Source organism: Kitasatospora sp. NPDC053308 (genome assembly GCF_055585785.1).
In genome coordinates, this window is the sequence record NZ_JBVJJY010000005.1 from 381,255 (window position 1) to 406,534 (window position 25,280).

20 protein-coding genes and 1 pseudogene are annotated in these 25,280 nt (G+C 72.8%); 10 read left to right on the plus strand and 11 right to left on the minus strand.

The window, feature by feature from the left end:
- Both ACZ6Y7_RS15050 and mce read right to left on the minus strand, forming a co-directional pair.
- Positions 1–2,402: pseudogene (locus tag ACZ6Y7_RS15050) on the minus strand (hypothetical protein); the annotation flags it as partial.
- Positions 2,403–2,957: 555 nt separating this feature from the next.
- Positions 2,958–3,422 (minus strand): methylmalonyl-CoA epimerase, encoded by a 465-nt coding sequence (gene mce, locus ACZ6Y7_RS15055; RefSeq protein ID WP_465758397.1) that lies wholly within the window; start codon positions 3,420–3,422, stop codon positions 2,958–2,960.
- A gap of 246 nt (positions 3,423–3,668) precedes the next feature.
- On the opposite strand from mce, the gene ACZ6Y7_RS15060 reads away from it, so the two are divergent.
- A complete protein-coding gene (locus ACZ6Y7_RS15060; RefSeq protein WP_465758317.1) occupies positions 3,669–4,862 on the plus strand; it encodes an acetyl-CoA C-acetyltransferase in 1,194 nt (397 codons plus the stop codon).
- Positions 4,863–4,947: 85 nt separating this feature from the next.
- Positions 4,948–5,904: a methylmalonyl Co-A mutase-associated GTPase MeaB gene (meaB, locus tag ACZ6Y7_RS15065; protein ID WP_402222080.1), complete on the plus strand. Its 957-nt coding sequence runs from the start codon at positions 4,948–4,950 to the stop codon at positions 5,902–5,904.
- Between the two features lie 152 nt (positions 5,905–6,056).
- On the opposite strand, the gene ACZ6Y7_RS15070 is transcribed toward meaB, so the two are convergent.
- The 5 genes from ACZ6Y7_RS15070 to ACZ6Y7_RS15090 form a co-directional block, all read right to left on the minus strand.
- Positions 6,057–6,572, minus strand: a complete 516-nt coding sequence (locus tag ACZ6Y7_RS15070; RefSeq protein ID WP_465758318.1) for a MarR family winged helix-turn-helix transcriptional regulator — start codon at positions 6,570–6,572, stop codon at positions 6,057–6,059.
- A 40-nt stretch (positions 6,573–6,612) separates the two neighbouring features.
- Complete coding sequence (locus ACZ6Y7_RS15075) at positions 6,613–7,422, minus strand: AIM24 family protein (protein ID WP_465758398.1); 810 nt, start codon at positions 7,420–7,422, stop codon at positions 6,613–6,615.
- A gap of 245 nt (positions 7,423–7,667) precedes the next feature.
- On the minus strand, positions 7,668–8,318 hold the full coding sequence (locus ACZ6Y7_RS15080; protein WP_465758319.1) for an AIM24 family protein: 651 nt from the start codon (positions 8,316–8,318) through the stop codon (positions 7,668–7,670).
- Positions 8,318–8,956, minus strand: coding sequence for an AIM24 family protein (locus ACZ6Y7_RS15085; RefSeq protein ID WP_465758320.1), 639 nt, complete (start codon positions 8,954–8,956; stop codon positions 8,318–8,320). The genes ACZ6Y7_RS15080 and ACZ6Y7_RS15085 overlap by 1 nt, the downstream gene beginning before the upstream one ends.
- A gap of 80 nt (positions 8,957–9,036) precedes the next feature.
- Positions 9,037–9,834, minus strand: coding sequence for a DUF2127 domain-containing protein (locus ACZ6Y7_RS15090; RefSeq protein WP_465758321.1), 798 nt, complete (start codon positions 9,832–9,834; stop codon positions 9,037–9,039).
- Positions 9,835–10,150: 316 nt separating this feature from the next.
- Here ACZ6Y7_RS15090 and ACZ6Y7_RS15095 point away from each other — a divergent pair, with 316 nt between their 5' ends.
- The gene (locus ACZ6Y7_RS15095) at positions 10,151–10,462 is read left to right on the plus strand and encodes a DUF3817 domain-containing protein (RefSeq protein WP_465758322.1); all 312 of its coding nucleotides are present in this window, start codon (positions 10,151–10,153) and stop codon (positions 10,460–10,462) included.
- 188 nt (positions 10,463–10,650) lie between these two features.
- Here the strand turns inward: ACZ6Y7_RS15095 and ACZ6Y7_RS15100 are convergent, their stop codons facing one another.
- A complete protein-coding gene (locus tag ACZ6Y7_RS15100; RefSeq protein ID WP_465758323.1) occupies positions 10,651–12,279 on the minus strand; it encodes a M4 family metallopeptidase in 1,629 nt (542 codons plus the stop codon).
- Between the two features lie 489 nt (positions 12,280–12,768).
- Positions 12,769–14,388, minus strand: a complete 1,620-nt coding sequence (locus ACZ6Y7_RS15105; protein WP_465758324.1) for a M4 family metallopeptidase — start codon at positions 14,386–14,388, stop codon at positions 12,769–12,771.
- A 496-nt stretch (positions 14,389–14,884) separates the two neighbouring features.
- Here ACZ6Y7_RS15105 and ACZ6Y7_RS15110 point away from each other — a divergent pair, with 496 nt between their 5' ends.
- The 3 genes from ACZ6Y7_RS15110 to ACZ6Y7_RS15120 all read left to right on the plus strand — a co-directional run bounded on the left by ACZ6Y7_RS15110 (position 14,885) and on the right by ACZ6Y7_RS15120 (position 17,741).
- Complete coding sequence (locus ACZ6Y7_RS15110) at positions 14,885–15,421, plus strand: MarR family winged helix-turn-helix transcriptional regulator (protein ID WP_465758325.1); 537 nt, start codon at positions 14,885–14,887, stop codon at positions 15,419–15,421.
- A 76-nt stretch (positions 15,422–15,497) separates the two neighbouring features.
- On the plus strand, positions 15,498–15,839 hold the full coding sequence (locus tag ACZ6Y7_RS15115) for a DUF3817 domain-containing protein (RefSeq protein WP_465758326.1): 342 nt from the start codon (positions 15,498–15,500) through the stop codon (positions 15,837–15,839).
- Positions 15,840–16,055: 216 nt separating this feature from the next.
- Complete coding sequence (locus ACZ6Y7_RS15120) at positions 16,056–17,741, plus strand: acyl-CoA mutase large subunit family protein (protein WP_402222051.1); 1,686 nt, start codon at positions 16,056–16,058, stop codon at positions 17,739–17,741.
- A gap of 62 nt (positions 17,742–17,803) precedes the next feature.
- On the opposite strand, the gene ACZ6Y7_RS15125 is transcribed toward ACZ6Y7_RS15120, so the two are convergent.
- The gene (locus tag ACZ6Y7_RS15125; RefSeq protein WP_465758399.1) at positions 17,804–18,355 is read right to left on the minus strand and encodes a TetR/AcrR family transcriptional regulator; all 552 of its coding nucleotides are present in this window, start codon (positions 18,353–18,355) and stop codon (positions 17,804–17,806) included.
- 554 nt (positions 18,356–18,909) lie between these two features.
- Here ACZ6Y7_RS15125 and ACZ6Y7_RS15130 point away from each other — a divergent pair.
- The 4 genes from ACZ6Y7_RS15130 to ACZ6Y7_RS15145 all read left to right on the plus strand — a co-directional run bounded on the left by ACZ6Y7_RS15130 (position 18,910) and on the right by ACZ6Y7_RS15145 (position 23,743).
- Complete coding sequence (locus ACZ6Y7_RS15130) at positions 18,910–19,905, plus strand: tetratricopeptide repeat protein (protein WP_465758327.1); 996 nt, start codon at positions 18,910–18,912, stop codon at positions 19,903–19,905.
- 777 nt (positions 19,906–20,682) lie between these two features.
- Positions 20,683–21,354 (plus strand): DUF6230 family protein, encoded by a 672-nt coding sequence (locus ACZ6Y7_RS15135; protein ID WP_465758328.1) that lies wholly within the window; start codon positions 20,683–20,685, stop codon positions 21,352–21,354.
- Positions 21,355–21,485: 131 nt separating this feature from the next.
- Positions 21,486–22,205: a DUF6114 domain-containing protein gene (locus tag ACZ6Y7_RS15140; RefSeq protein WP_465758329.1), complete on the plus strand. Its 720-nt coding sequence runs from the start codon at positions 21,486–21,488 to the stop codon at positions 22,203–22,205.
- Positions 22,202–23,743 carry a hypothetical protein gene (locus tag ACZ6Y7_RS15145; protein WP_465758330.1) on the plus strand — a complete coding sequence of 514 codons (1,542 nt, stop codon included), beginning with the start codon at positions 22,202–22,204 and terminating at the stop codon, positions 23,741–23,743. The genes ACZ6Y7_RS15140 and ACZ6Y7_RS15145 overlap by 4 nt, the downstream gene beginning before the upstream one ends.
- Before the next feature lie 105 nt (positions 23,744–23,848).
- Here the strand turns inward: ACZ6Y7_RS15145 and pyk are convergent, their stop codons facing one another.
- Positions 23,849–25,276, minus strand: coding sequence for a pyruvate kinase (gene pyk, locus ACZ6Y7_RS15150; RefSeq protein ID WP_465758331.1), 1,428 nt, complete (start codon positions 25,274–25,276; stop codon positions 23,849–23,851).
- Positions 25,277–25,280: the final 4 nt, after the last annotated feature.

Sequence of the window (25,280 nt, forward strand, 5' to 3'; positions counted from 1 at the left end):
GTCTCGTGCTGCGCGGCGGCGCGCAGTTCGGCGGCGGCCTGCTCGGCCTCCGCGCGCACCTCGGCGGCGTAGGCGTCGGCGGTGTCGCGGACCTCGGCGGCGGTGTGCTCGGCCTGGGCGCGCGCGGCCTTGGCGGCGGCCAGCTGCTCGGCCGTCTCCTCACGCTCGCGCAGCAGCCCGGCGGCTGCCTCCTCGCGCTCGCGGCGGCTCTCCTCGCGCAGCGCGTTCGCGGTGGCCTCGGCCTCGGCCCGGGTCCGGGCGGCCTCGGCGTCGGCCTCGGTGCGCACCCGCTCGGCGTCGGCCACCGCGGCGTCACGCACCGCGTTCGCCTCGGCCTGCGCCTCGCTGGTCACGGCCTCCGCGGCGGCGGCCGCCTCGGCCCGCACCCGCTGGTCGAACTCGGTTGCCTCCCGCCGGAGTTCGGCGGTCTCGCGCTCGGCCGCGGTGCGGTTCTCGGCGGCCGCGGCCTTGGCCGCGGACAGCGCGTCCCGGCCCTGCTGCTCGGCGGCGGCGGTGATCTTCGCGGCCTCGGCACGGGCCCGGGCCAGGGTCTGCTCGGCCCGGCCCTGGGTCTCGGCGGCCTGCTCCTGGGCCTGCTCGCGCAGCCGCTCGATCTCGCCGGCGGCGCCCGCCCGCAGCTCGTCCGCGTCCGCCTTGGCCTTGGTGAGCAGCTCCTCGGCGTTCTTCGCCGACTCCTCGATCTGCAGCACCGCCTGCCGACGGGCCTCGCCACGGACCCGGTCGGCCTCGGCGGCGGCCTGGGCGCGCAGCTCCTCGGCCTCGGCGCGCAGCCGGGCCGCCTCGTCCTGCATCTGCTCGATCCGCTCGCGGATCGCGGCGGCGTCGTCCAGGGCGGCGTTCTGGGCCTGCTCGACGGCGGCCTGCGCCTGCTCGCGCAGCCGCTGCGCCTCGGCGGCGGCCTCGCCGCGGATCCGCTCGGCTTCGGCGGCGGCCTCGCTCCGGGCGGTCTCGGCGTCCTGGTTGGCGCGGGCGAGCACCTCCTCGGCGGTCTTGGCGGCCTTGGCGAGGTGGACGGTGGCGTCCTTGGCGCCGGCCGCGCGGCCCTCCTCCTCGGCCTCGCCGCGCAGCCGCTGGGCGTCGGCCGCGGCCTGCGCCCGCAGCTCGGCGACGTCCCGCTCGGCCTGCGCGCGCAGCTCGGCGATCGCGGCCTCGGCCTCGGCGCGCAGCTCGGCGGCGACCGATTCGGCGGTGGCCCGCAGCCGCTCGCTCTCCTCGGCGGCGGCGGCCTTGGCGGCCTCGGCCTCGGCCTGCTTGGTGACGGCGGCGGTCCGCACGGCCTCGGCCTCGGCGCGGATCGCGTTCGCCTCCTTGGTGGCCTGGGCCACCATCCGGGCCACCTCGGCCCGGGCGGTCTGCGAGCGCTGCTCGCTGGCGGCCTCGCCGTCGGCGACCTTGCGGACGGCGGCGGCCTCGGCGTCGGCCTGCAGCTGTTCCGCGGCCTGCTCGGCCTGGGCGCGCAGCTCGGCGGCCTCGCGGCGGGTGCGCTCCGCCTCGGCGATGGCCTCGGCGCGCAGCCGCTCTATCTCGGCCTTGGCGGCGGCGAGCTGCTGCTCGGCCCGGGCCTGCTCGGCGGCGGCCTGCTCCTTGAGCCGGCCGATCTCGCCGTGTGCGACGGCCAGCTGCTGTTCGGCGGCGGCGTGGGCCGCGGCGAGCTCCTGCTGGGCCTGGCCGCGGGCGGCGTCGACGTCCGCGGCGGCCTGGGCGCCGGCCTGCTGGGCCTGCTCGGAGGCGGCGCGCAGCAGGCGCTCGGCGTCGCTCTGGGCGCGCTGGAGGGCGGCCTCGGCGGCGGCGTGGGCCTCGCCGCGGGCGGCGTCCACGTCGGCGGCGGTCTGGGCGCGGGCCTGGTCGGCGAGGGCGACGGCCTCCGCGCGGGCGGCGGCGACCATCCGTTCGGCCTCGGCCCGGGCCTCCTGGAGGAGGCGCTGGGCCTCCTGCTCGGAGCCGGCCCTGGCCTGCTCGGCCCAGCCGTTGACGTGCTGCTCGGCGGTGCGGCGCAGCTCGGCGAGTTCGTCCTCCAGCTGGCGGCGGCGGGCGGCGAGCTCGGCCTCCAGCCGGGCGGTGCGCTCGGCGGCCTCGGCCATGATCCGCTGGGTGGCGGCCTGGGAGTCGCGCAGCTGGCGCTCGGCGTCCGCGCGCAGCTGCTGGGCCTGCATCTCGGCGGTGCGGAGCATCTGCTCGGCCTGGCCGGAGACGGCGTCGAAGGCGCGCGGCTGGGCGAGCATGCGACGGGACTCGTGCAGCTTCGCCCGGAGGACCTCCACCTGGTAGGCGAGGTCTTCGGCATGCTCGACTGCCTTGTCCCGCTCCTTCCGAGTCCGACCCATCTCGGCCTCGAACTGGGAGAGGTGATCGTCAGCCTCGTAGCGGTCGTTGCCCCGCACTCCGCGGTCCCATCCATCTCCTGGTCGCGTCCTCGACCCGGCCGGTTCCGGGCTCCCGTGTCCCGGGCGCCGGTCCGACTGGTCCTTGCATCCGCAGCCGGTGGACGCCCCCTTGCCTAGTCGGGGCCGCCCGCCGCGGTCGTCGGAGTCCGGGGCGCGGGATCGCGGGGGTACCGCGTTCCCCCGTCCGGGTGGACTCCTGGGCGAACTCTTGCCTTGTGGAGAATGGTGACAGATCAGTCTTACGACTGTGCAGCCGTGCCCGCGTAATGGACTCCCCTTGCGACGGGCCGACCGCCGCGCGGCGGACGGGCCTGTCTTCGGCCGTGCCCGTCCCCTCCGTCCCCCGGAGTCTTCGCGCACCTGGGCATTGTAGTGGGAGCGCACTGCGGGGGAATGGCCGCATGGGGGTTTTCCGGCTGTCCCGGCCAGGTTACTGACGGGTCATGACCGACGGGCCGTCGGATGCCGCCGGAGCGCGCGGCACCCTGGGGACGGTCCGGTGAACGATCGGTGCTCCTGGTGTGTGCTCCCGGGGTCGTCCCGGTGCGCGTCCTAGTGCTCGGCGGGCGCGTCCTGGTGCGCGTCCTGGTGCGCGTTCTGGGCGGAGGTGACCAGCTCGGTCAGGACGCCGCCGCAGTCCTTCGGGTGCAGGAAGGTGATCCGCGAGCCCATCGAGCCGATCCGCGGCTCCTCGTACAGGACCCGGACGCCCTTGCCGCGGATGGCCTCGGCGTCGCCGTCCACGTCGGCGGTGCCGAAGGCGATGTGGTGGACGCCCTCGCCGTTCTTCTCCAGCCACTTGGCGACGGTGGAGTCGGGCCGGGTCGGCTCCAGCAGCTGGAGGTAGGAGGCGCCGCCGTCGTCGGTCCCGTTGATCCTGAGCATGGCCTCGCGGACCCCCTGCTCCTCGTTGACCTCGGAGTGGAAGACCTCGAAGCCGTAGGTGGCGCGGTAGAACTCGACCGTCTTGTCGAGGTCTCGGCAGGCGATGCCGATGTGGTCGATGCGGGTCAGCACGGCGACCTCCGGGGTGGTGGCGGACAAAGGTGGCACCAAGTGCAGCGCATGGCCCGCGACGGACGCCAGTGCCGGAGGTGCGAGCCTGCTCACACGCCGCGGGGTTCACCCGGACCGCGTCGGCACGGTGTTGACTGGAGGGTGCCAGTGCGCTCGATCACACCGTCGCTCCGGTGACGGGCGGGTAACAGGTCAGTACATTGAGCGCATCCTCACCTGGCCACGACGTGCGAAGGGGCCCGTCCCATGACCAACACCACCTCTGTGATCGTTGCCGGTGCGCGGACCCCGATGGGTCGCCTGCTCGGCTCCCTCAAGGGCTTCTCCGGGGCCGACCTCGGCGGTGTCGCCATCAAGGCCGCGCTGGAGCGGGCGGGCATCACGGGTGACCAGGTCCAGTACGTGATCATGGGCCAGGTGCTGCAGGCCGGCGCCGGCCAGATCCCGGCCCGCCAGGCCGCCGTCAAGGCCGGCATCCCGATGAACGTCCCGGCGCTGACCGTCAACAAGGTGTGCCTCTCCGGCCTGGACGCCATCGCCCTGGCCGACCAGCTGATCCGGGCCGGCGAGTTCGACATCGTCGTGGCCGGCGGCCAGGAGTCGATGACCAACGCCCCGCACCTGCTGCCGAAGTCCCGCGAGGGCTTCAAGTACGGCGCGGTCGAGATGCTCGACGCGATGGCCTACGACGGCCTGACCGACGCGTACGAGAACATCCCGATGGGCGAGTCCACCGAGAAGCACAACACCCGCCTGGGCATCCCGCGCGAGGTGCAGGACGAGATCGCCGCCGCCTCCCACCAGCGGGCCGCCAAGGCGCAGGCCGACGGCGTCTTCGACGCCGAGATCGCGCCCGTCGCCATCCCGCAGCGCAAGGGCGAGCCGGTGCTGTTCAGCCAGGACGAGGGCATCCGCGCCGACACCACCGTCGAGGGCCTGGCCAAGCTGCGCCCGGCGTTCACCAAGGACGGCACGATCACCGCCGGCACCTCCTCGCAGATCTCCGACGGCGCCGCCGCGGTGGTCGTGATGAGCAAGGCCAAGGCCGAGGAGCTGGGCCTGACCTGGATCGCCGAGATCGGTGCGCACGGCAACGTGGCCGGCCCGGACAACTCGCTGCAGTCGCAGCCGTCCAACGCGATCAAGCACGCGCTGGCCAAGGAGGGCCTGCAGGTCGCCGACCTCGACCTGATCGAGATCAACGAGGCGTTCGCGGCCGTCGCGTACCAGTCGATGAAGGACCTGGGCGTCTCCTCGGACATCGTCAACGTCAACGGCGGCGCGATCGCGCTGGGCCACCCGATCGGCATGTCCGGCGCCCGCGTGGTGCTGACCCTCGCGCTGGAGCTGCAGCGCCGCGGCGGCGGAATCGGCGCGGCCGCGCTGTGCGGCGGCGGTGGCCAGGGTGACGCGCTCATCGTGCGCGTCCCGAAGGCCTGATCAGCTGATCTGATCTTCGGGGCTGCGGACCGCCACAAGCGGTCCGCAGCCCCTTCGGCATCCGCATCCGCGCTAGGAGCTCCTGATGATCGATGTCGCCACGCTGGTCGAGCAGGCCCGGGAGGGCCGGCCGCGGGCCGTCGCCCGGCTGATCACCCTGGTCGAGAACGCCGCCCCCCAGCTGCGGGAGGTGATGGCCGCGCTCGCGCCGTACACCGGGCAGGCCTACACGATCGGCCTCACCGGCTCGCCCGGGGTCGGCAAGTCCACCTCCACCTCGGCCCTCGTCTCCGCCTACCGGCGGCTCGGCAAGCGGGTCGGGGTCCTGGCCGTCGACCCCTCCTCGCCGTTCTCCGGCGGCGCGCTGCTCGGCGACCGGGTCCGGATGCAGGACCACGCCACCGACCCCGAGGTGTTCATCCGCTCGATGGCCACCCGCGGCCACCTCGGCGGACTCTCCTGGGCCGCGCCGCAGGCCCTGCGGGTGCTGGACGCCGCCGGCTGCGAGGTGATCCTGGTCGAGACCGTCGGTGTCGGCCAGTCCGAGGTCGAGATCGCCGCCCAGGCCGACACCACCGTGGTCCTGCTGGCCCCCGGGATGGGCGACGGCATCCAGGCCGCCAAGGCCGGGATCCTGGAGATCGGCGACGTCTTCGTGGTCAACAAGGCCGACCGGGACGGCGCCGACGCCACCGCGCGGGAACTCAACCACATGCTCGGCCTCGGCGAGGCCCGCGAGGCGGGGGACTGGCGGCCCCCGATCGTCAAGACCGTCGCGGCCCGCGGCGAGGGCGTGGACGAGGTCGTCGAGGCACTGGAGAAGCACCGCGCCTGGCTGGAGGAGCACGGCGAACTCGCCGTCCGCCGCCGCCGCCGCGCCGCCGAGGAGATCGAGGCCATCGCCCTCGCCGAACTGCGCGCCCGCATCGGCGACCTGCGCGGCGACCGCCACCTCGCCGCCCTCGCCGAACGCGTCGCCGCCGGCACCCTCGACCCCTACGGCGCCGCCGACGAACTCGTCGCCGGCCTCACGGCGAGCTGACGCGCCCCGGCTCGTACCGTCCGCAACCCCGCGCGCAGGAAGTCGGTGTGGCCGACTTCCTGCGCGCGAGGTGCCGGGCGGGTGGGGCAGCGGCCCGGAACGCGGACCGCCCCGCCGCGACGGGGGTCGGGGCGGGGGAGGAGCAGCGGGGCCTAGCCGCGGCCGCGGAGGCCGCGGAGGTGCTCGGCGATGGGGGCGAGGGCGTCGAACATGGCGTCGAGCTGCTCCGGGGTGAAGCGGTCGATGAAGTGGGCCCGGACGCTGCGCACGTGGTCGGGGGCGACGCGCTGCATGGTCTCCCAGCCCTGCTCGGTGAGATGGGCGTAGAGGCCGCGGCGGTCGCCGGGGCACTCCTGGCGCAGGACGAGGCCGGCGTTCTCCATGCGGGTGATCTGGTGCGACAGCCGGCTCTTGGACTGCAGGGTGGCGGTCGCGAGGTCGGTCATCCGCATCCGGCGGTCCGGGGCCTCGGAGAGCACGACGAGGATCTCGTAGTCGTTGATGGCCAGGTTGTGCGGCTGCAGTTCGCGGCTGAGCTGGTACTCCAGCAGCTTGGCGACCTCCAGATGGGCGCGCCACATCCGCTGCTCCCTGGCGGTCAGCCAGGGAGTCTCCTCCTCGGGCTGCGACGGAGGGTTGTCCGCAGTGTTGGTTGTGTGCGTATCCATGGGATCCAGCATAGCCGCTTTAGTTCAATCTTGTACAAGTTTACAGGCCGAAACGTCGGCCGAGGTCGCCCAGGTTACCCAGCCCCGGGATGTTGGGATTCCCGCCGCCGTGGCCGCTCGTGCCCGGCTGGGACGGCACGCCGCCCATCGGCACGCCCGCCTCGGCGCCGACCACGCCCACCGACCGCTCCGCCATCAGCTTCTCGCTCGACTGCAGCAGCACCTGCCCGGCGCCGATGAACTCGAACTGGTGCTCCTCGCCGGAGGCGCCGCCGATGCCGGTGAGCCGGCGGATGCCGCCGATCAGCCCGTGCATGTAGTCGTGGTCGTAGTGGTGGCACGGGGCCGGGCAGTCCGCCCAGCCGACCAGGGCCTGCGGGTCCACCCGGATCGGCGGCTCCACGAAGTGCACCGGCCCGTTGGAGGCGGCGACGAAGCGGCCGGTGCCGATCAGGGTCAGGAACCCCGGGATGATCGACTGCTTGAGCCGCAGCGTCGGGTCGAAGGCCAGCAGATTGCCCGAGCGGACGGTCAGGTTGCCGTCCTCCAGGTCGTACGAATTGAGGTCGAACGCCCGGTCGGCCAGCAGCAGCTTGCCGCGGCCCTGGGCGACCACCCAGTCCGACGCGTGCAGCGGCGAGTTGAAGTGCTGCCCGAGCATCCGGTCGATCGCGCCGGCACCGACGCCCTTGAAGGTGATGTCGCCGTAGTAGGCGATCATCTTCCCCTTCTGCAGGAAGTAGGACCCGTTCAGCTCAACCGAGAAGGCGTACGGGTTGACGTTGTCGTTGACCGGCAGGCTGTGGAGGTCGTGCACCACCGGGCCGGTGCCGCCCTGGGCGGTCGGCAACGGGGCGACCGGCCCGCCGAACTGCTCCTGGGCGTAAGGCTGTTGGGGCGGCTGCGGGGGCGCCGGGTAGCCGCCCTGCGCCGGGTAGCCGCCGGGCTGCGGGTACCCGCCCTGCTGGGGGTACCCGCCCTGCGACGGGTGGCCCGGCTGCGGGCCGTGGTTCGGCGGGGGCGGCGGGACGACGAAGCCGGGCTGGGTCGGCTGGTCGTGCGGCGAGCCGTACGGGGGCTGCGGCGGGTAGGACATCAGAGCTTCTCCTCGCTCGCCTGGACGTACACCGCGCCCTGCCCGGACAGCTCCAGCTGGAACGCCTCGCCCGAGCCGCGGCCGATCATGTCGCGCCAGCCGAGCGCGGTGGACAGCTTGTTGCGCACGTCGCCGCGGTGCGCCACGTACGCCTGCGGGTCGACGTGCACGTCCTGGCCCGGGACGATCGGCAGCTCGAAGACGCCGCCGTGGGCCATCACCGCGACCGAGCCGCTGCCCTCCAGCTTGGTGGTGAACAGGCCCTGCCCGGTGACCTGGCCGCGGACCATCCCCATCACCCCGCCCTGCGAGCCCATGAACATGGTGGACTGGCGCAGCGTGCCCTCGAAGGCGAGCAGCCGGTCCGCCTCGACGTACAGGGTGTCGCCGAACAGGTCGATCACGTGGACGTGGTGGCCGCCGTGCCCGAACATCACCCTGCCCTGCCCCTCGACGGTCATCAGCGGAGTGTCCTCGTTGGCCACCCGGCGCCCGATCATCGACATCACGCCGCCCTGCCCGCCGGTGATGTTCGGCGTGAAGCGGACGTCCCCGCTGTACGCGAGCATCGCGCCGCGCTGGCTGAACAGCCGCTGCCCGGGGACCACCTGGGCCTCGACCATCTTTCCGTTGATCTTCGTGAAGGCCATCAGACGTCACCCCCGATGGTGACCTTCTCGGAGGGCTGGACGTAGACCAGGCCGTCGCCGGTGAACTCGACCTGGACGGCCTCGCCGCCGCCCTCGCCGATCACCGTCGTCCAGCCCGCGCCCGACTTCAGGCTGCGGTGCAGGTTGCCGGTGTGCGCCACGTACGCGCCCGGGTCGACGCGCAGCGGCATGTTCTTGTCGACCCGCAGGATGATGGCGGGCCCGTCGGAGGTGACGGCCGCCCAGCCGTGGCCCTCCACCTTGGTGGTGAACAGCCCGTTGCCGGAGGACATGCCGTTGAGGCCGGTGAAGCTGGTGCCGGTGTGCAGGGTGGACTCGGTGCAGAGCAGGTTGTCCGCCTCCACGTACAGCGCCTCGCCGTTCAGCCGGACCAGGTTGATCTCGGTGGCCTTGTCGGCGAAGTAGCAGGTGCCCTGGCCCTTCACCTCCATGACGGTCATCTTCTCGCCGGTCAGCCGACGGGCGACCATGCCGCGCAGGCCGTCCCCACCACCGGTCAGCTTCTTGAAGGTCATCTGCCCGGTGTAGGCGACCATGGAGCCGTGTCTGGCCTTGACGGCGTCCCCGCCCAAGTCGACGGCGAGCACGCGCGATCCCTGGAGTCTGAACTGTGCCACGCCCGCAATCTAGCCGCTGCGGCCGTGGCGGGGGGAGGGTTCGGTGCCCGACTGGTACGGGTCTGCGACAAACGCGCCGGTCAGGACCGGGCGTGCGCGCCGTGCCCGGGGCCCGGGATCGCGCCCGCCGCCTGCTCGACCTCCAGCAGCGAGGCCGAGTGGCGCTCCGCCTCGAAGGCCACCACGCCGCCGCGCAGCCCGAACAGGCGCTTGGAGAGCATGATCCAGAGGACCGCCGCGATGTTCAGCAGCAGGGTGCAGATCTTCAGCGCGCTGACGTGGTGGCTCAGCTCGTAGCCCTCCAGGGGGAGGAAGGCCGCGGTGGCGACCACCGTCAGGTACTCGGCCCAGCGCTTGTTCAGCCAGAGGCCCACCGCCTCGACGATCTCGATCGCCGCGTAGGCCAGCAGCGCGCCGGCGACGATCAGCAGGGTGCTCTTCTTGAAGTCGAAGGTCTTGCGGATCGTCTCGACGATGGGGGCGTGTTCGAGGTCCCAGTGGAAGTGGTCGGTGACCGGCCGGAAGACCGTCAGGTTCTCGTCGAACACCCGGTGCACCGCGTCCTGGCTGTTGGAGAACTTCCACACGGCCCAGGCGATCACGATGATCAGCAGACCGCGCAGCACCCGCTCGACGGCCAGGAAGCGCAGGATGAAGAGGTCCCGCAGGGCCTTGCCGCGCGGCACCAGCGGCGCGTCGGCGGCCGGGCCGGAGCCGTGCGGGGCGCCGAGCGCGAAGTCGCCGCAGCGCAGGCAGCGCCAGGCGTCGCCGAGCGCGGTGGCCGCGTGCAGCCGGGAGGCCAGCTCGGGCTCGGTCGGCGCGTAGGTGGTGTGGCCGCGCTTGGCGCAGGTCCTGCGGTCCCAGTCGCGCTTGAACATGTGGTGGCTACCCCCGTGACGTGTGGCTCCCGGCGCCCGGATCGGTGGGCGCGCGGGCAGCAGGATAGGGGTTCCCGATGACGGGCGGTCGCGCCCGGCGGCGATCCGGCACACAGCTGTGACACCGCGGGCGGGCACGGGCGGGCGGGCGCCGGGCCGGACACCGGGGTGTGGCGCGCCGGGCGCTGTGAGATCGGGCACGGAGCCCGCCCCCCGCCGGGGGATCGGACATGTGCTCGGTGATAATGGGCGGAAGGCTTGTGAGTCGCTTCACAAGCGTGCCCGCGCCTCCGACCCCCGTATTGAGGTATCCCACGTGAACAGCAGCGCCGTCCACCGCCTGCGCCTGGTCTCCGGCCCCGAAGGGGTCTCGTTCATCCTGCTGCTGATCTGCTCGGTGCTGAAGCGGACCACCTCCTTCGACGCCGTTCCGGTGCTGGGCATGGTCCACGGGATCCTGTTCATCCTCTACGTGATCTTCTGGATCCAGGCCTGGCAGGCGCAGAAGTGGGACGCCAAGCGCGGCGTCCTGCTGTTCGTCCTGTCGGTGCTGCCCACCGGCGGCTTCTTCGCCGAGCGGATGCTCGGCCGCGAGGAGCGCGGCGAGCTGAAGCCCGCCACCGCCTGATCCGACGGCTTCCGTCCGCCGCGCGGACGGGCGACAGGCTGCCACGGCCTCCTCTCCCAAAGGGCCGCGGCAGCCTGTCGCCGTTTCTCACCGGTGGTGGCTCCCCGGCCGGGACGTCGTGTCGACGCCGGCGACGGCCGGTCGGTGTCGACGGCCGGCCGTCGCCGACGGCGGGTCGACGTCGACGGCTAGTTGACGTTGACGGCGCTCCAGGCCGCCGCCACCGTCTTGTACTCGGTGCTGGTCGCGCCGTAGAGGTCGGTCGCGGCCTTCAGGGTCGCCGCGCGGGCGGCCTTGTAGTTGGTCGTGGAGGTCATGTAGACGGTCAGCGCGCGGTACCAGACGGCCGCCGCCTTGGTCCGGCCGATGCCGGTCACCGTCGAGCCGTTGGAGGTCGGGCTGTTGTAGCTGACCCCGTTGATCACCTTGGCGCCGCTGCCCTCGGCCAGCAGGTAGAAGAAGTGGTTGGCGACGCCGGAGGAGTAGTGGACGTCCTTGTTGCCGACCGTGGAGGACCAGTAGTCGGCCGAGGCGCCGTCCTTGGAGGGCTTGTCCATGTAGCGCAGCGGGGTGCCGTTGCCGTTGATGTTGAGCTTCTCGCCGATCAGGTAGTCCGGCGGGTCGGCGGGCAGGTTGGCCGACCACTCGACCATGGTGCCGAAGATGTCCGAGGTGGCCTCGTTGAGGCCGCCGGACTCGCCCGAGTAGATCAGGCCGGCGGTGGCCGAGGTGACGCCGTGGCTCATCTCGTGGCCCGAGACGTCGATGGCGGTCAGCGGGTGGGTGTTGCCGGAACCGTCACCGTAGGTCATGCAGAAGCAGGAGTCGTCCCAGAACGCGTTGACGTAGTTGGTGCTGTAGTGGACGCGGCTCGCGGCGCCGACGCCGTTGTTCTTGATGCCGTTGCGGCCGAAGGTGTTCTTGTAGTAGTCCCAGGTGGCCGCGGCGCCGAACTGGGCGTCCACGGCGGCGGATTCGCGGTTGGACGGCGAGCCGTTGCCCCACGAGTTCGTGGTGTTGGTGAACAGCGTGCCGCTGCCGGAGGTGCCGCCCTTGAGGTCGGTGGTGGACTGGTTGCCCCGGGAGCCGTCCTTCAGCTGGTAGCTGGAGCCGCTCTGGGTGGTGGTCAGCGTGACGGTGCCGACGTTGACGCCCTTGCCGGTGCCGGTCGCGGTCTGCACGTGCTCCTGGCTGGAGAGCACCTGGCCGGTGGCGGCGTCGGTGACGACCTCCTGGCGGCTCGGGGTGCCGTCCGCGCGCTCGCCGGTGACCGTCGTGCGGTGGGCCAGCCGCGGCGCGCCGTCGGCGGCCCAGACCACCAGCTCGGTCGCGTCGGCGCCGTCGACCCGGCTGAGCGCGGCCTCGTCCTCGTCCGCGGCGATGCCGACCGTCGAGCGCACCGCGGCGGTGGCCCGCTCGGCGGCCTGGCCGGCGGCGAGGGCCGGGGTCAGGCTGGGCACGGACAGCCGGCCGTCGAAGGCCCGGTCGACCGAGCCCACGGTGCCGTCGGCCTTCTGGTGGACGACCAGGTCGCCGCCGATCACCGGCAGGCCGGCGTAGGTCCGCTCGTACCGGAGGTGGCGGGTGCCGTCCCGGTCGACCACCACGTCCTTGGGGACGAGCCGTTCCTGGCTGCCGAGGGCGAGGGCCTGCGCGACCGGGGCGCTCTGCCCGGCGGCGAAGGCGAGCAGCGTGGACTGCTGCTGCGCGGCGGAGGGGGCGGCGGCCTGGGCGGCGGGGACGGCGGCGATCTGGACGACGCCGGCCAGCAGGGCGGTGGCGGAGAGTACGGCTCCGACAGTCAGCTTTCGCTTCACGGACGGGGGTTCCTTCCACGAGACCCGCGGGTGCGTGCGGGTGCGCCGCGTACCGGGGCGCCGGGGGTGACGCCGTGGGGCGGTAGGGCGCGGACGTGCTGATCCCGTGCGGTTCCTGACGCTCCGCCGAGGGTGGGGGCGGCGGAGGTCGGACGGGGCTTGGTCAGAAGCATGACAAGCTTTGGCGGGAATGGACAGGCCGCGTCCGGGGATTGGCCGGGAACCGCCAGTCCCGGTACGGATGGTTCGGTTGCCGTCGGTTGCCCGGTACGGGCGGTTCGTCCCGCTGGCGGGACTCCGCCAGCCGGGCGCCTTGACACCCCGGAGGCCCGAGCGGCGCCCACCGGGCCGGGCGGCCCGCGCGAGCCGTGCCCGCCCGAAGGCGGGCGGGCACGGGCCGGACGTGGGCAGGCACGGGCCGGACGTGGGCGGACGCCCGGGGCCTACCCTCCGAGGGGCCCCGGGCGTCCGGTTCGGCGGCGCCGTACGTCAGTTGACGTTGACGGCGGTCCAGGTCGCGGCGACCGCGTTGTACTCGGCGCTGTTCGCGCCGTACAGGTCGGTGGCGGCCTTCAGGGTCGCGGTGCGGGCACCCGCGTAGTCGGTAGTGGAGGTCATGTAGACGGTCAGCGCCTTGTACCAGATCTGCGCGGCCTTGGCCCGGCCGATGCCGGCGAGGGTCGAGCCGTTGTAGGTCGGGCTGTTGTAGTTGACGCCGTTGATGGTCTTGGCGCCGCTGCCCTCGGCCAGCAGGTAGAAGAAGTGGTTGGCGACGCCGGAGGAGTAGTGCACGTCCAGGTTGCCGACGCCGGAGGACCAGTAGTCGGCCGAGGAGCCGTCCTTGGAGGGCTGGTCCATGTAGCGCAGCGGGGTGCCGTCGCCGTTGATGTCGATCAGCTCGCCGATCAGGTAGTCCGGCTTGTCGGCAGGCAGGTTGGCGTAGAACTCGACCATGGTGCCGAAGATGTCCGAGGTGGCCTCGTTGAGGCCGCCGGACTCGCCGGAGTAGTTCAGGCCGGCGGTGGCCGAGGTGACTCCGTGGCTCATCTCGTGGCCGGCCACGTCGAGTTCGGTCAGCGGGTGGGTGTTGCTGGTGCCGTCGCCGTAGGTCATGCAGAAGCAGGAGTCGTCCCAGAACGCGTTGACGTAGTTGCGCCCGTAGTGGACGCGGCTCGCGGCGCCGACGCCGTTGTTCTTGATGCCGTTGCGGCCGAAGGTGTTCTTGTAGAAGTCCCAGGTGGCCGCGGCGCCGAACTGGGCGTCCACGGCGGCGGACTCCGCGTTGGAGGCCAGGCCGTTGCCGAAGCTGTCGGTCGAGTTGGCGACCAGGGTGCCGGAGCCCGAGGTCTTGCCCTTCAGGGTGTAGGTGGCCTGGCCGCCGCGGCTCGCGTCCTTGAGCGAGTAGGTCGAGCCGCTCTGGGTGGTGGTCAGCGAAACGGTGCCGACGAAGACGCCCTTGCCGGTGCCGGTGGCGGTCTGCACCTCCTCGTGGGTGGAGAGCACCTGGCCGCTCGCCGCGTCGGTGACCAGCAGCTGACGGCTCGGGGTGCCGTCGGCGCGCTCGCCCTCGACGGTGGTGCGGTACGCCAGGCGCGGGGTGCCGTCGGTGGCCCAGACCACCAGCTCGGGCTTGCCGGTCTGGTGCACCGCCGTCAGCGGCGCCTCGTCCTTGTCGGCGGTGACGCCGACGGTGGACTGCACGGCGCCGGTGGCCTGGGCGGCGGCCTTGTCCGCCGGGATCTGCGGGGTGAGGCTCGGCAGGGCGATCGTCGCACCGGTGGCCTTGTCCACGGAGGTGGTCGAGCCGTCGGCCTTCTGGTGCACCACGAGGTCGCCGCCGAGCACGGGGAGTCCGGCGAAGGTGCGCTCGTAGCGGAAGTGGCGGGTGCCGTCGGTGTCCACCACGGCGTCCTTGGCGACCAGCTGCTCCTGGGCGCCCAGGGCCAGGGCGTGCGCCACCTTGCCGGCCTGGCTGTTCGCCAGGGCGATCAGGTCGGCGGACCGGGAGTGCGGGGCCGGGTCCGCGACGGCCACGGTGCTGACCTGGACGACGCCGGTGAGCAGGGCGGTGGCGGACAGAACGGCGACTGCGGCGAGCTTTCGCTTCACGGACGAGTCCCTTCGGGAAACCGCGTGGGCGCGGTCGCACCTCGTCCCGGGGGCCGGGGTCGGCACCTACAGGGGCGGGACGGGCGCTGTCGTACTGGGGCCCCGAGCGGTCGATCGGCCGAGCCACCGTGGGTGGGGGTGGTGGAGGCCTTTCGGGGTTGGCGGAAAGCATGACAATCGAGCAAATCAAATGACAGGTCTTGCTCATGGATTGGCCAAGTCCCGCCAGGACGAAGCAATGTGAACGAACGGACAAATGGGGTGAACCGCCCGGCCTTTCAGCGGGTTACCGTCCGAACCGAGGCCTGATACCGCGGCGTTGGCGCGGTCGACGGTCAACCCCGTTGCGCCGCCCGCTCGTTGCAGTCCGTTCACACCGGCGCAATGTCCTGGTATGGACCTGGCCGTCCGATTGGCGGGATCCCGCCACGCGTCGCGCTTGTCCACCATCAGGACAGCTGGTAACACGTGCACCATCCGCCGGTACGGTAAGGAGGTGGCCAAGCCCCTCGCACTCGACTTCGACCCGATCGCCCGCGCCGACGAGCTGTGGACCCGCCGGTGGGGCGGCGTCCCCTCGATGGCGGCGATCACCTCGATCATGCGCGCCCACCAGATCCTGCTGTCCCGCGTGGACGCGGTGCTCAAGCCGTACGGGCTGACCTTCGCCCGCTACGAGGCGCTGGTGCTGCTGACCTTCAGCCGGACCGGCGAGCTCTCGCTCTCCAAGATCGGCGAGCGGCTCATGGTCCACCCGACCAGCGTGACCAACACCGTCGACCGCCTGGAGCGGGCGGGCCTGGTCGCCCGCCGCCCCAACCCGCTGGACGGCCGCGGCGTGCTGGCCGCGATCACCGACCGCGGCCGCGAGGTGGTCGAGGAGGCCACCCGGGAGCTCATGGCGATGGAGTTCGGGCTGGAGGAGTACGGCCCCGAGCAGTGCCGCCAGGTCTTCGAACTGCTCAAGCCGCTGCGGGTCGCGGCCGGCGACTTCGCCGAGCCGGACGAGGGGTCTGCGAAGGGTCGGGCGTGAGGGCGGCTACCCTCGTGGGAGCGGTGCGCGGATCCGGGCGTACCGCCCGAAACTGCCGAGCGAGGCGAGGAAGAGTATGAAGGCGACCCCCCTGCTGGGCTGGTACCGGGCCCTGGCCATCGCGACCGGTGTCGCACTGCTGGTGTTCTGCGGCTTCATGGTCGCGAAGTACGGCTTCGGCAAGGCCGAGGAGGTGACCACGTACGTCGCGATGCTGCACGGCTACCTGTACATCGGCTACTTCGTGGTGACCTTCCTGCTCGGCCAGAAGCTCAAGTGGCCGCTCGGCCGGCTCGTGCTGACCCTGGCGGCGGGCTGCATCCCCTTCCTCTCCTTCGTCTTCGAGCGCAAGGTGGCCGGCGAGGCCGCCGCGAAGCTGACGGCGGGCGCCGGCGCCCGCCAGTCGGCCGGCGTCTGAGCCGGCGGCCGTCCGAGGGCCCTTCCCCGCCAGGGGAGGGGCCCTCGCCGTTTCCCGGGGCCGCCGCGCCGGCGGCCCCGGCCTCCCGCCTCCGGGCCGCCACTCCCGGGCGGTTTGCCATCGACAAGTACTAGGACGTCCGAGTAAATTAGTAGGACGTCCTAATAGCTGTGCCGCCCGTCGCCGTGGCGGCCGTACGGAGCGGAGTTCGGGGTCATGGACGCCGAGGAGATCGAGCGCGGACGGCAGCGCTGGCAGCAGCGGTACGACAAGGCCCGCAAGCGGGACGCGGACTTCACCACGCTCTCCGGCGACGAGGTCGAGCCGGTCTACGGCCCGCCCGCCGGGCAGCCCTACGAGGGCTTCGAGCGGATCGGCTGGCCGGGCGAGTACCCGTACACCCGCGGCCTGCACCCGACCGGCTACCGGGGCCGCACCTGGACCATCCGCCAGTTCGCCGGCTTCGGCAACGCGCAGCAGACCAACGAGCGCTACCGGATGATCCTGGACGCGGGCGGCGGCGGCCTCTCGGTCGCCTTCGACATGCCCACCCTGATGGGCTACGACTCCGACGACCCCAAGTCGCTCGGCGAGGTCGGCCACTGCGGCGTGGCCATCGACTCGGCGGCCGACATGGAGGTGCTGTTCAAGGGCATCCCGCTCGGCGAGGTCACCACCTCGATGACGATCAGCGGCCCGGCCGTCCCGATCTTCTGCATGTACCTGGTCGCCGCCGAGCGCCAGGGCGTCGACCCGGCCGTGCTCAACGGCACCCTGCAGACGGACATCTTCAAGGAGTACATCGCGCAGAAGGAGTGGCTCTTCGCCCCCGAGCCGCACCTGCGCCTGATCGGCGACCTGATGGCCTACTGCGCCGAGGGCATCCCCGCGTACAAGCCGCTGTCCGTCTCCGGCTACCACATCCGCGAGGCCGGGGCGACGGCCGCGCAGGAGCTGGCGTACACCCTCGCGGACGGCTTCGGCTACGTCGAGCTGGGCCTGTCCCGGGGTCTGGACGTGGACGTCTTCGCGCCCGGCCTGTCCTTCTTCTTCGACGCGCACCTGGACTTCTTCGAGGAGATCGCCAAGTTCCGCGCGGCGCGCCGGATCTGGGCCCGATGGATGCGCGAGCGCTTCGGCGCCAAGACCGACAAGGCGCAGTGGCTGCGCTTCCACACCCAGACCGCCGGCGTCTCGCTCACCGCGCAGCAGCCGTACAACAACGTGGTCCGCACCGCCGTCGAGGCGCTGGCCGCGGTGCTCGGCGGCACCAACTCGCTGCACACCAACGCCCTGGACGAGACCCTGGCGCTGCCGTCCGAGCAGGCCGCCGAGATCGCCCTGCGCACCCAGCAGGTGCTGATGGAGGAGACCGGCGTCGCCAACGTGGCCGACCCGCTGGGCGGTTCCTGGTACGTCGAGGCGCTGACCGACCGGATCGAGCAGCAGGCCGAGGCGATCTTCCAGCGGATCCTGGACAAGGGCCGCGAGGACCACGAGATCGGCCCGATCACCTCCGGCATCCTGCGCGGCATCGAGGAGGGCTGGTTCACCGGCGAGATCGCCGAGGCGGCCTTCCAGTACCAGCAGTCGGTGGAGAAGGGCGACAAGCGCGTGGTCGGCGTCAACTGCCACCCGCGCAGCGTCACCCCGGAGCTGGAGATCCTGCGGGTCAGCCACGAGGTCGAGCGCGAGCAGGTCCGGGTGCTGGCGGCGCGGAAGGCGGCCCGGGACGAGGCGGCCGTCCGGGCCGGGCTGGACGCCATGCTGGCGGCGGCGCGCTCGGGCGAGTCGATGATCCCGCCGATGCTGGACGCGGTGCGCGCCGAGGCGACGCTCGGCGAGATCTGCAACGCGCTGCGGCAGGAGTGGGGGACGTACCAGGAGAACGCGGCGTTCTGAGCGCGCCGCCGGCCGCCCGTACGGGGTTCCCGTACGGGCGGCTCCGCCGTGTCCGGGGCCGGTCAGCCGGTGGTGAGCGGTCCCAGCAGCAGGTCGGTGAAGCGGCGGGTCCACGCCGGGGTGATCGGTTCGCCGCTCACCAGGACGCGGTGCTCGACGGTGCCCGCGATGGTGTCGAAGATGATGTCGACCTCCTCGCGGGCCGAGTCGGCGTCGGTGTCCGGTTCGAGTTCGCCGCGCGCCTGGGCGGCCGCCCGGCCCTGGTGCACCAGCCGCTTCTGCGGGTCCACGATGGCCTCGCGGATCCTGCGGTGCAGCTGACGGTCGCGGATGCCCTCGGCGAACAGCGCGAGCAGCGCGGCCTGGGTCTCCGGACGGGCCAGCAGGTCGGCGAACTGGGCCACCACGGCCTCGATGTCGGCCCGCAGGCTGCCGAGGTCCGGCATCACCAGCTCGTCGAAGAGGGTGGCGACGGCGTCCACCACCAGCTCGTTCTTGGACGGCCAGCGGCGGTAGAGGGTGGTCTTGGCGACCCCGGCCCGGCTCGCCACGTGGCCCATGGTCAGTCCGCCCCAGCCGAGTTCGGCGAGGGCTTCGCGGGTGGCGTCGAGGATCGCGCGGTCGGCGGCGGCGCTGCGCGGGCGGCCCTTGGCCCGGGCGGCCGCGGCGGCCTCCGGGGCGGCGTGCGGTGCGTTGGGAGCGGCGTGCGCGGGGGCGTGCGTGGCGTCCGGGGCGGCGTTCGCCGGGACCGCGCACACCGGGCGGGTGCTCTCCGGTCTCGCGGGGGGCTGGGCGGCCGGCACCGGGCCTCCTTGCGCTGTACTGGTAAGTAACTTGGGTGGGGCAGGTAACGGTAGCGACTGTTCGCCGATTCGGGCAGCCGGGCCGCCCGGGAAAGTGGGGCAGGTCACGTCCCCGAACCGGCGGATGGGCTTGCGGCCGGGGCACCGGCTCCAGTTACGCTACGACTCGTAGCGAAAGCAGTGACAACCAGGCGCCGCCTCCCGTGGGACGGGAGCGGCGCGGACGCGGGTGGGGATCCGCGTCGAACGGTCCAGGCTACCGGGGCGCGGGTCCCGCGCCCGGGAACCCGCACCGCGCGGGCCGCGCGGAGCGACTTTCCCGAGGATGGTGCCCGCAAGCAGCGCGGACGGGGGAGGATGGTGCCATGCAGCCACGGAATTCGCGTCTCAACAGCTCCGCCCTGCGCGGTGCGGTCGACCTCGCCGCAGTGAAGGCGGCCGGCGAGGCCGCCCAGAAGGCCGAGCAGGCCCGGGCCGAGCGGGCCCGTCAGGCGGCCGCCGCCGAAGCGGACGGCTACGCCCCCGCGCAGTCCGCCTACCAGCTCGTCATCGACGTCACCGAGGACACCTTCGAGACCGAGGTCGTCCAGCGCTCCACCGAGGTGCCGGTCGTCATCGACTTCTGGGCCGAGTGGTGCGGCCCCTGCAAGCAGCTCAGCCCGGTCCTGGAGGCCCTGGCCGAGGAGTACGCCGGCCGCTTCGTGCTCGCCAAGATCGACGTGGACTCCAACCAGCTGCTCGCCCAGCAGTTCGGCATCCAGGGCATCCCGGCCGTGATGGCCGTGGTGGCAGGCCAGCTGGTGCCGTTGTTCCAGGGCGCGGAGAGCGCCGCCAACATCCGCAAGGTGCTGGACCAGCTGATCCTGGTCGCCGAGCAGCGCTTCGGCGTGGCCGGCGGCGTGGGTGCCGCCCCGGGCGAGGCCCCGGGCGCCGCCCCGCAGCGCCCCGAGGACCCGGCGCTGGCCGCCGCGCACGACGCGCTGGACTCCGGCGACCTGGGCGGCGCCATCCAGGCGTACCGGAACGTGCTGGCCGACCAGCCGGGCAACACCGAGGCCAAGCTGGGCCTGGCCCAGGCCCAGCTGCTGCAGCGGGTCGAGGGCCTGGACCTGCAGGCCGTCCGGGCGGCGGCCGCGGCCGACCCCAAGAACATCGAGGCCCAGCTGCGGGCGGCCGACCTGGACCTGGTCGGCGGTCACGTCGAGGACGCCTTCGGGCGCCTGGTGGACACCGTCGGGCGGACGGCCGGCGAGGACCGGGACACCGCCCGACTGCGCCTGCTGGAGCTGTTCGAGGTGATCGGCCCGGAGGACCCCCGGGTCACCGCGGCCCGTACGGCGCTGGCGCGCGTGCTGTTCTGAGTCGGCGTCCGGGCCCTCCCGGCGCGTTTCCGACTCGTTTCCGGCCCGGCCCGGGGGCGCTCCGGAGCCGCTCCGGGGCCGCCGTCGGACGGCCGGCTGGCACGGCGGGTGACCTGCGGTGTCGCCGGGTGATTTGGCGACAATCCGGTCAACCGGACAGAGGTTTACCAAATCTTGATTTCACCCGTGGATGGTCACCAAGCGTGACCATCCACGGGTGTTTCCCTGGTGTTTCCGGCGGATTTCGCCGTCACGTCTCCTTCAAGGCGTCACGTACGGTGCCGGTCGCGCGCATTTCATGATCAACGCCCCCGGATGTTGCATTACCCGTCAGTAAGGCACCCCTTGTGCTTCGCCCGGGATTCAAGCAGCATCGGCGTCGCCCGGTCCCAGACTCCACACCTCCGACAGCCCGTCGGCCACGCGGAGCGCGGGATCCCCACCGGGTGATCCGCCGGCCACGGTCGGCGGGAGGGAGGGCAGGGGGGTATCCGCGGTCCCACGGCGGTTCCTGTCCTTCGACCGGCCGCGCGGCCCTGCGCGGTCGCTGGTTGTCGCTCGGGGGTGATCGCCGATGTCGTCGGTCCTGCCCGCCGCCCCACAAGGTCGGCCGGTACTCGGCCGGGAGGGCCGCTGTACGCAGGCCGCTCCCGCGTCCGACGACGCCCAAGGCGCTCTCCGCTACCGAGGACGTAGCTCTCTCCCATCCCAGGCCCCCACCGGTGCGGGACGCCCCGCCGGGGAGCCGGAGATGTACGTCCTAGAAGGAGGACTCGCATGTCCAAGACCTACGGCAAGACCCGCTGGAAGCGCTTCGCCCTGGTGATGGTGCCGAGCGTCGCGGCCACCGCGATGGTCGGCGTCTCGATCGCCAACAGCGCGCTCGCCGCCTCGTTCAGCATTTCCGGCCAGCAGTTCAAGGTCAGCACCACGCACCTGGAGGGCACGAACTTCGCCCAGTTCGGCACCGTCGACATCGAGGCCAACGGCACGCCGCACCCGGTGGCCGTCTCGGCCTTCGACAAGGCGGACATCACCAACCTGTGCCAGTCCGTGGTGACCGACCTGTCGGCGTTCGGCCTCGGCAAGATCACCCTCCAGCTGAACGCCGGTGGCGCGGGCAGCAAGCCGGTGCACGCCGACAACCTGCTCATCGACCTGGAGCAGCTGAAGGCGGACGCGACGTTCAAGAACATCAACATCGGCGAGGACGCGTCCTCCCTCAAGGGCAGCGCGACCCAGGGCTGGGCCCCCCACGCGGGCGTCCAGGCCGCGGGCGGGGGCAAGGGCCTGCCGACCGGCGCCACGGGCTTCGCCCAGGCCGCCGACTCGGCCATCCTGGAGAACGTCCAGCAGACCGCGCGCGCCACCTCGGCCGGCAACTTCGTGCTCAGCGGCCTGAACCTGTCGCTCAAGCACGGCGACGGCCCGGGCAACGAGTGCTTCTGAGCCCCACCTGACGGTGTGCCGCTCGGCGCACCGGTGGACGGGTCTCCCAGGGCCGGGGGCGGCGGATCCTTCGCCGTTCCCGGCCTGACGTCAATGTTCTTCCCCTCGTAGAGACATCGAGGAGCTGCACCATGTCCAGCGCAACGGTCGAACCCCGGGCCGACCACCAGAACCCGATCGGGTGGCTCTGGCGGCACTTCCGTGTCTTCCGCCGCACGAGGCCCTTCTGGGGCGGCCTGCTGGCCATGATCGCCGGCGGCCCGATCCTCTACTTCCCCTACGCGCACCTCTCGCTCGGCGGCCTGACCATCGCGATGTCGACCACGGCCGGCGCCGGGTCGATGATCATCGGAGTACTGATGATCATCCTCGGGTTCACCGGGTGGTTCCAGCCGGCCGTCCGGGTCTTCGCGGGCATCGCCACCATCCTGTTGACCCTGGTCTCGATCCCGGTCTCCAACCTGGCGGGCTTCGGGCTGGCCCTGCTGCCGGGCCTGATCGGCGGCGGGCTGATGGTCTCCTGGGCGCCGCTGCCCGAGCCCAAGGCCGAGTCGACGGCCCAGCGCGGACGCCGCCGGGGCAAGGGCGCGGCCGGCGCGACGGCGGGCGACGTGGCGCAGAGCGTCGCGACCGAGCCGACGGCCGCGGAGTCGGCCGCCGAGCCGGTCGCCGGGTCCGCCGCCCGGCCGGCCGCCGAGGCCGCGCCGGAAGCCGCCGAGGCCCCGACCGCCAAGCTGCCCGCCCAGGGCGCGCCGCAGGAGCCGGCCGCCGAGGCCGCCGCCACCGAGCCCGCCGACCGGCCCGAGGTCCCGAAGCAGACCGGCGCCGCCGACCCGGAGGGAGCCCGGTGACCGGGCCGGCCGAGCAAGCCGACGGCACGGCCGTCCCGGCGCAGCGCTCCGGCCGGCACGCGGCCCGGCGCACGCCCGTACGGGTCCGGCTGAGAGGCCGCGCGCTGGCGATGGCCGCGGTGCCGACCGCGCTGCTGATGGCCGCCGCCTACACGCCCAACCCGGCGATCGCCGAGTCCGCGGCGGGCAAGCCCTGCGGCAACGCGCCGGTCACCGTGCCGGACGTCGCGCCGATCGAGACGCCGGTCCCCAAGAGCGAGCTGCCCGAGCCGCCGCCCGCCCCGTCCGGCGGGCCGAGCACGGCCCCGACCCAGCCGCCGACCACCGGGGCGGGCGGAGGCCCGGCCGGCGGCCCCACCACGGCGCCGACCGCGGCCCCCACCCACGCGCCGACCCAGGCGCCCTCGGCCACGCCGGCCCCGCAGCCGACCTCGCCGGTCAAGCCCTCGTCCGCCGCGTCGCCCGCCGCCCAGCAGCCCGCCGCCCGGGCGGCCGCCGCCGGCGCCGGCGCGGCCACCACCCCCGGCACCGCGACTGCCCCCGGCGGCGACACCGTCACCCCCGGCGCGGCCCCGCAGGGCACCGGCAGCGGCGCGGGCCTGGCGACCCAGGCCGGGCTGATCGACGACATCGTCGGCGGCATCAACCACCTGCTGAACCCGAGCGCGTCGCCGAGCCCGACCCAGAGTCAGGCCCCCAAGCCGGCCCAGCCGTCGGCGCCGTCGGCCACCACCCCGTCCGCCCCCGCTCCGAGGACCGGCGCGCCGGCCCAGCCCCCGGCCCCGGCGGCCGACCAGGGCGCGGCGGCGCCCGCGGCCCAGCCCTCCGGCGGCGCGCCCTCGCCCGCCGCGACGCCGAGCGGCAAGGCGAGTGCCAAGGCGACGCCCTCCGCGGGGGCCACCGGCAGCGCCACGCCCTCCGCGGGCGCCACCGGTACCGGCACGCCCTCCGCGAACGCCTCCGGATCCCCGTCCGCCTCACCCACCGCGAACCCCAACTGCGCCGTGGACACCCGGAGTCTGACCGCCGGCGCGGCCGCCCCCGGGCACGTCGTCCCGGAGCAGAACTGGACGCTGCTGACCAGCCGTCTGGCCCTGCACGGCGCGGTCTTCCACGGCGTCTACGACGTGAAGACCCCGACCGGCAGCAAGCGGGTGCTGAAGTTCGTGGTCGACAGCGTGGACATCGACAACCTCGACATGTCGACCCTGGAGGGCAATGGCGTGACCTTCCACGTCCAGGGCGCCAAGGGGTCCACCTCGACCATGCGCGACGGCCCGGTCACCATGTACGTCGAGCGGCTGTCGGGCCACCTCTCCAAGCTGCTCGGCCTGCCGATCCCGATCGACCTGGGCGAGATCACCCTCACCCCGGACACCCTGCCGCGCTGGCTGTACGACCTGATCGGCGCCATCCCGATCCCGCTGGACCTGGAGCTGACCGGCGTCACCGCCAAGCAGGCCGGCCAGTTCGGCGGCACCCTGCACATCCCCGGGATGCACCTGTTCAACGACGACGCGCCGTACAGCGACAAGTAGCGGGCGCCGCAACGCCCGTGGGGCGGTCCTCCGGAACCGGAGGACCGCCCCACGGGCGTTTGCGGGACGTCCTAGGGGACGTCGGGGCCGCCACGGCCCCGTGGCTCACGCGCCCCGGGTGCCCAGGTGGTGCACCTGCACCATGTTGGTGGTGCCGGGGATGCCGACCGGGACACCGGCGGTGACGATCACGGTGTCGCCCTCGCCGAGCCGGCCCATCCGCAGCAGCTCACGGTCGACCTGGGCGACCATCGCGTCGGTGGTGGCGACCTGCTCGGTCACGTACGCCTCGACGCCCCAGCTCAGCGAGAGCTGGTTGCGGGTCGCGGTGTCCGGGGTGAACGCGATCACCGGGATCGGCGAGCGGTAGCGGGAGAGCCGGCGCGCGGTGTCACCGGACTTGGTGAACGCGACCAGCGCCTTGCCGTCCAGGAAGTCGCCCAGCTCGCACGCGGCGCGGGCGACCGAGCCGCCCTGGGTGCGCGGCTTGCGGCCCGGGTTGAGCGGCTGCAGGCCCTGGGAGACGAGCTCCTCCTCGGCCTTCTCGCAGATCCGGCTCATGGTGCGGACGGTCTCGACCGGGTACTTGCCGACGCTGGACTCGGCGGAGAGCATGACCGCGTCCGCGCCGTCCAGGATGGCGTTGGCGACGTCGGAGACCTCGGCGCGGGTCGGGCGCGAGGCGTGGATCATCGACTCCATCATCTGGGTGGCGACGATGACCGGCTTGGCGTTGCGGCGGGCCAGCGTGATCAGCTGCTTCTGGACCAGCGGCACCCGCTCCAGCGGGTACTCCACGGCCAGGTCGCCGCGGGCGACCATGATGGCGTCGAAGGCGAGGACGATCTCCTCCATGGCCTCGACGGCCTGCGGCTTCTCGATCTTGGCGATGACCGGCACCCGGATGCCGACCTCGTCCATGACCTCGTGGACGTCCTTGATGTCGTCCGCGTTCCGGACGAAGGACAGGGCGATCATGTCGACGCCCAGACGCAGCGCGAAGCGCAGGTCGTCCTTGTCCTTCTCGGACAGGGCGGGCACGTTCACGGCCGCGCCGGGCAGGTTGATGCCCTTGTTGTTCGAGAGCACGCCGCCCTCGACCACCACGGTCTTCACCCGCGGGCCGTCGACGCTGACGACCTCCAGGGCGATGACGCCGTCGTTGATCAGGATCGGGTCGCCGGGCTTCACGTCGCCGGGCAGGCCCTTGTAGGTGGTGCCGCAGATGTGCTGGTCACCGGGGACGTCTTCGGTGGTGATGGTGAACTCGTCACCGTTGTCGACGGTCACCGGACCGTTGGCGAAGGTCGCCAGACGGATCTTCGGACCCTGGAGGTCGGCCAGGACGCCGATGGCCTTGCCGGTGTCCTCCGAGACCTGGCGGACCTTGCGGTACCGCTCCTCGTGGTCCGCGTGGTTGCCGTGGCTCATGTTCAGTCGGGCGACGTTCATGCCCGCTTCGACGATGGCCTTCAGCTGTTCGTAGGAGTCCGTCGCCGGACCCAGGGTGCAGACAATTTTCGCTCGGCGCATATCG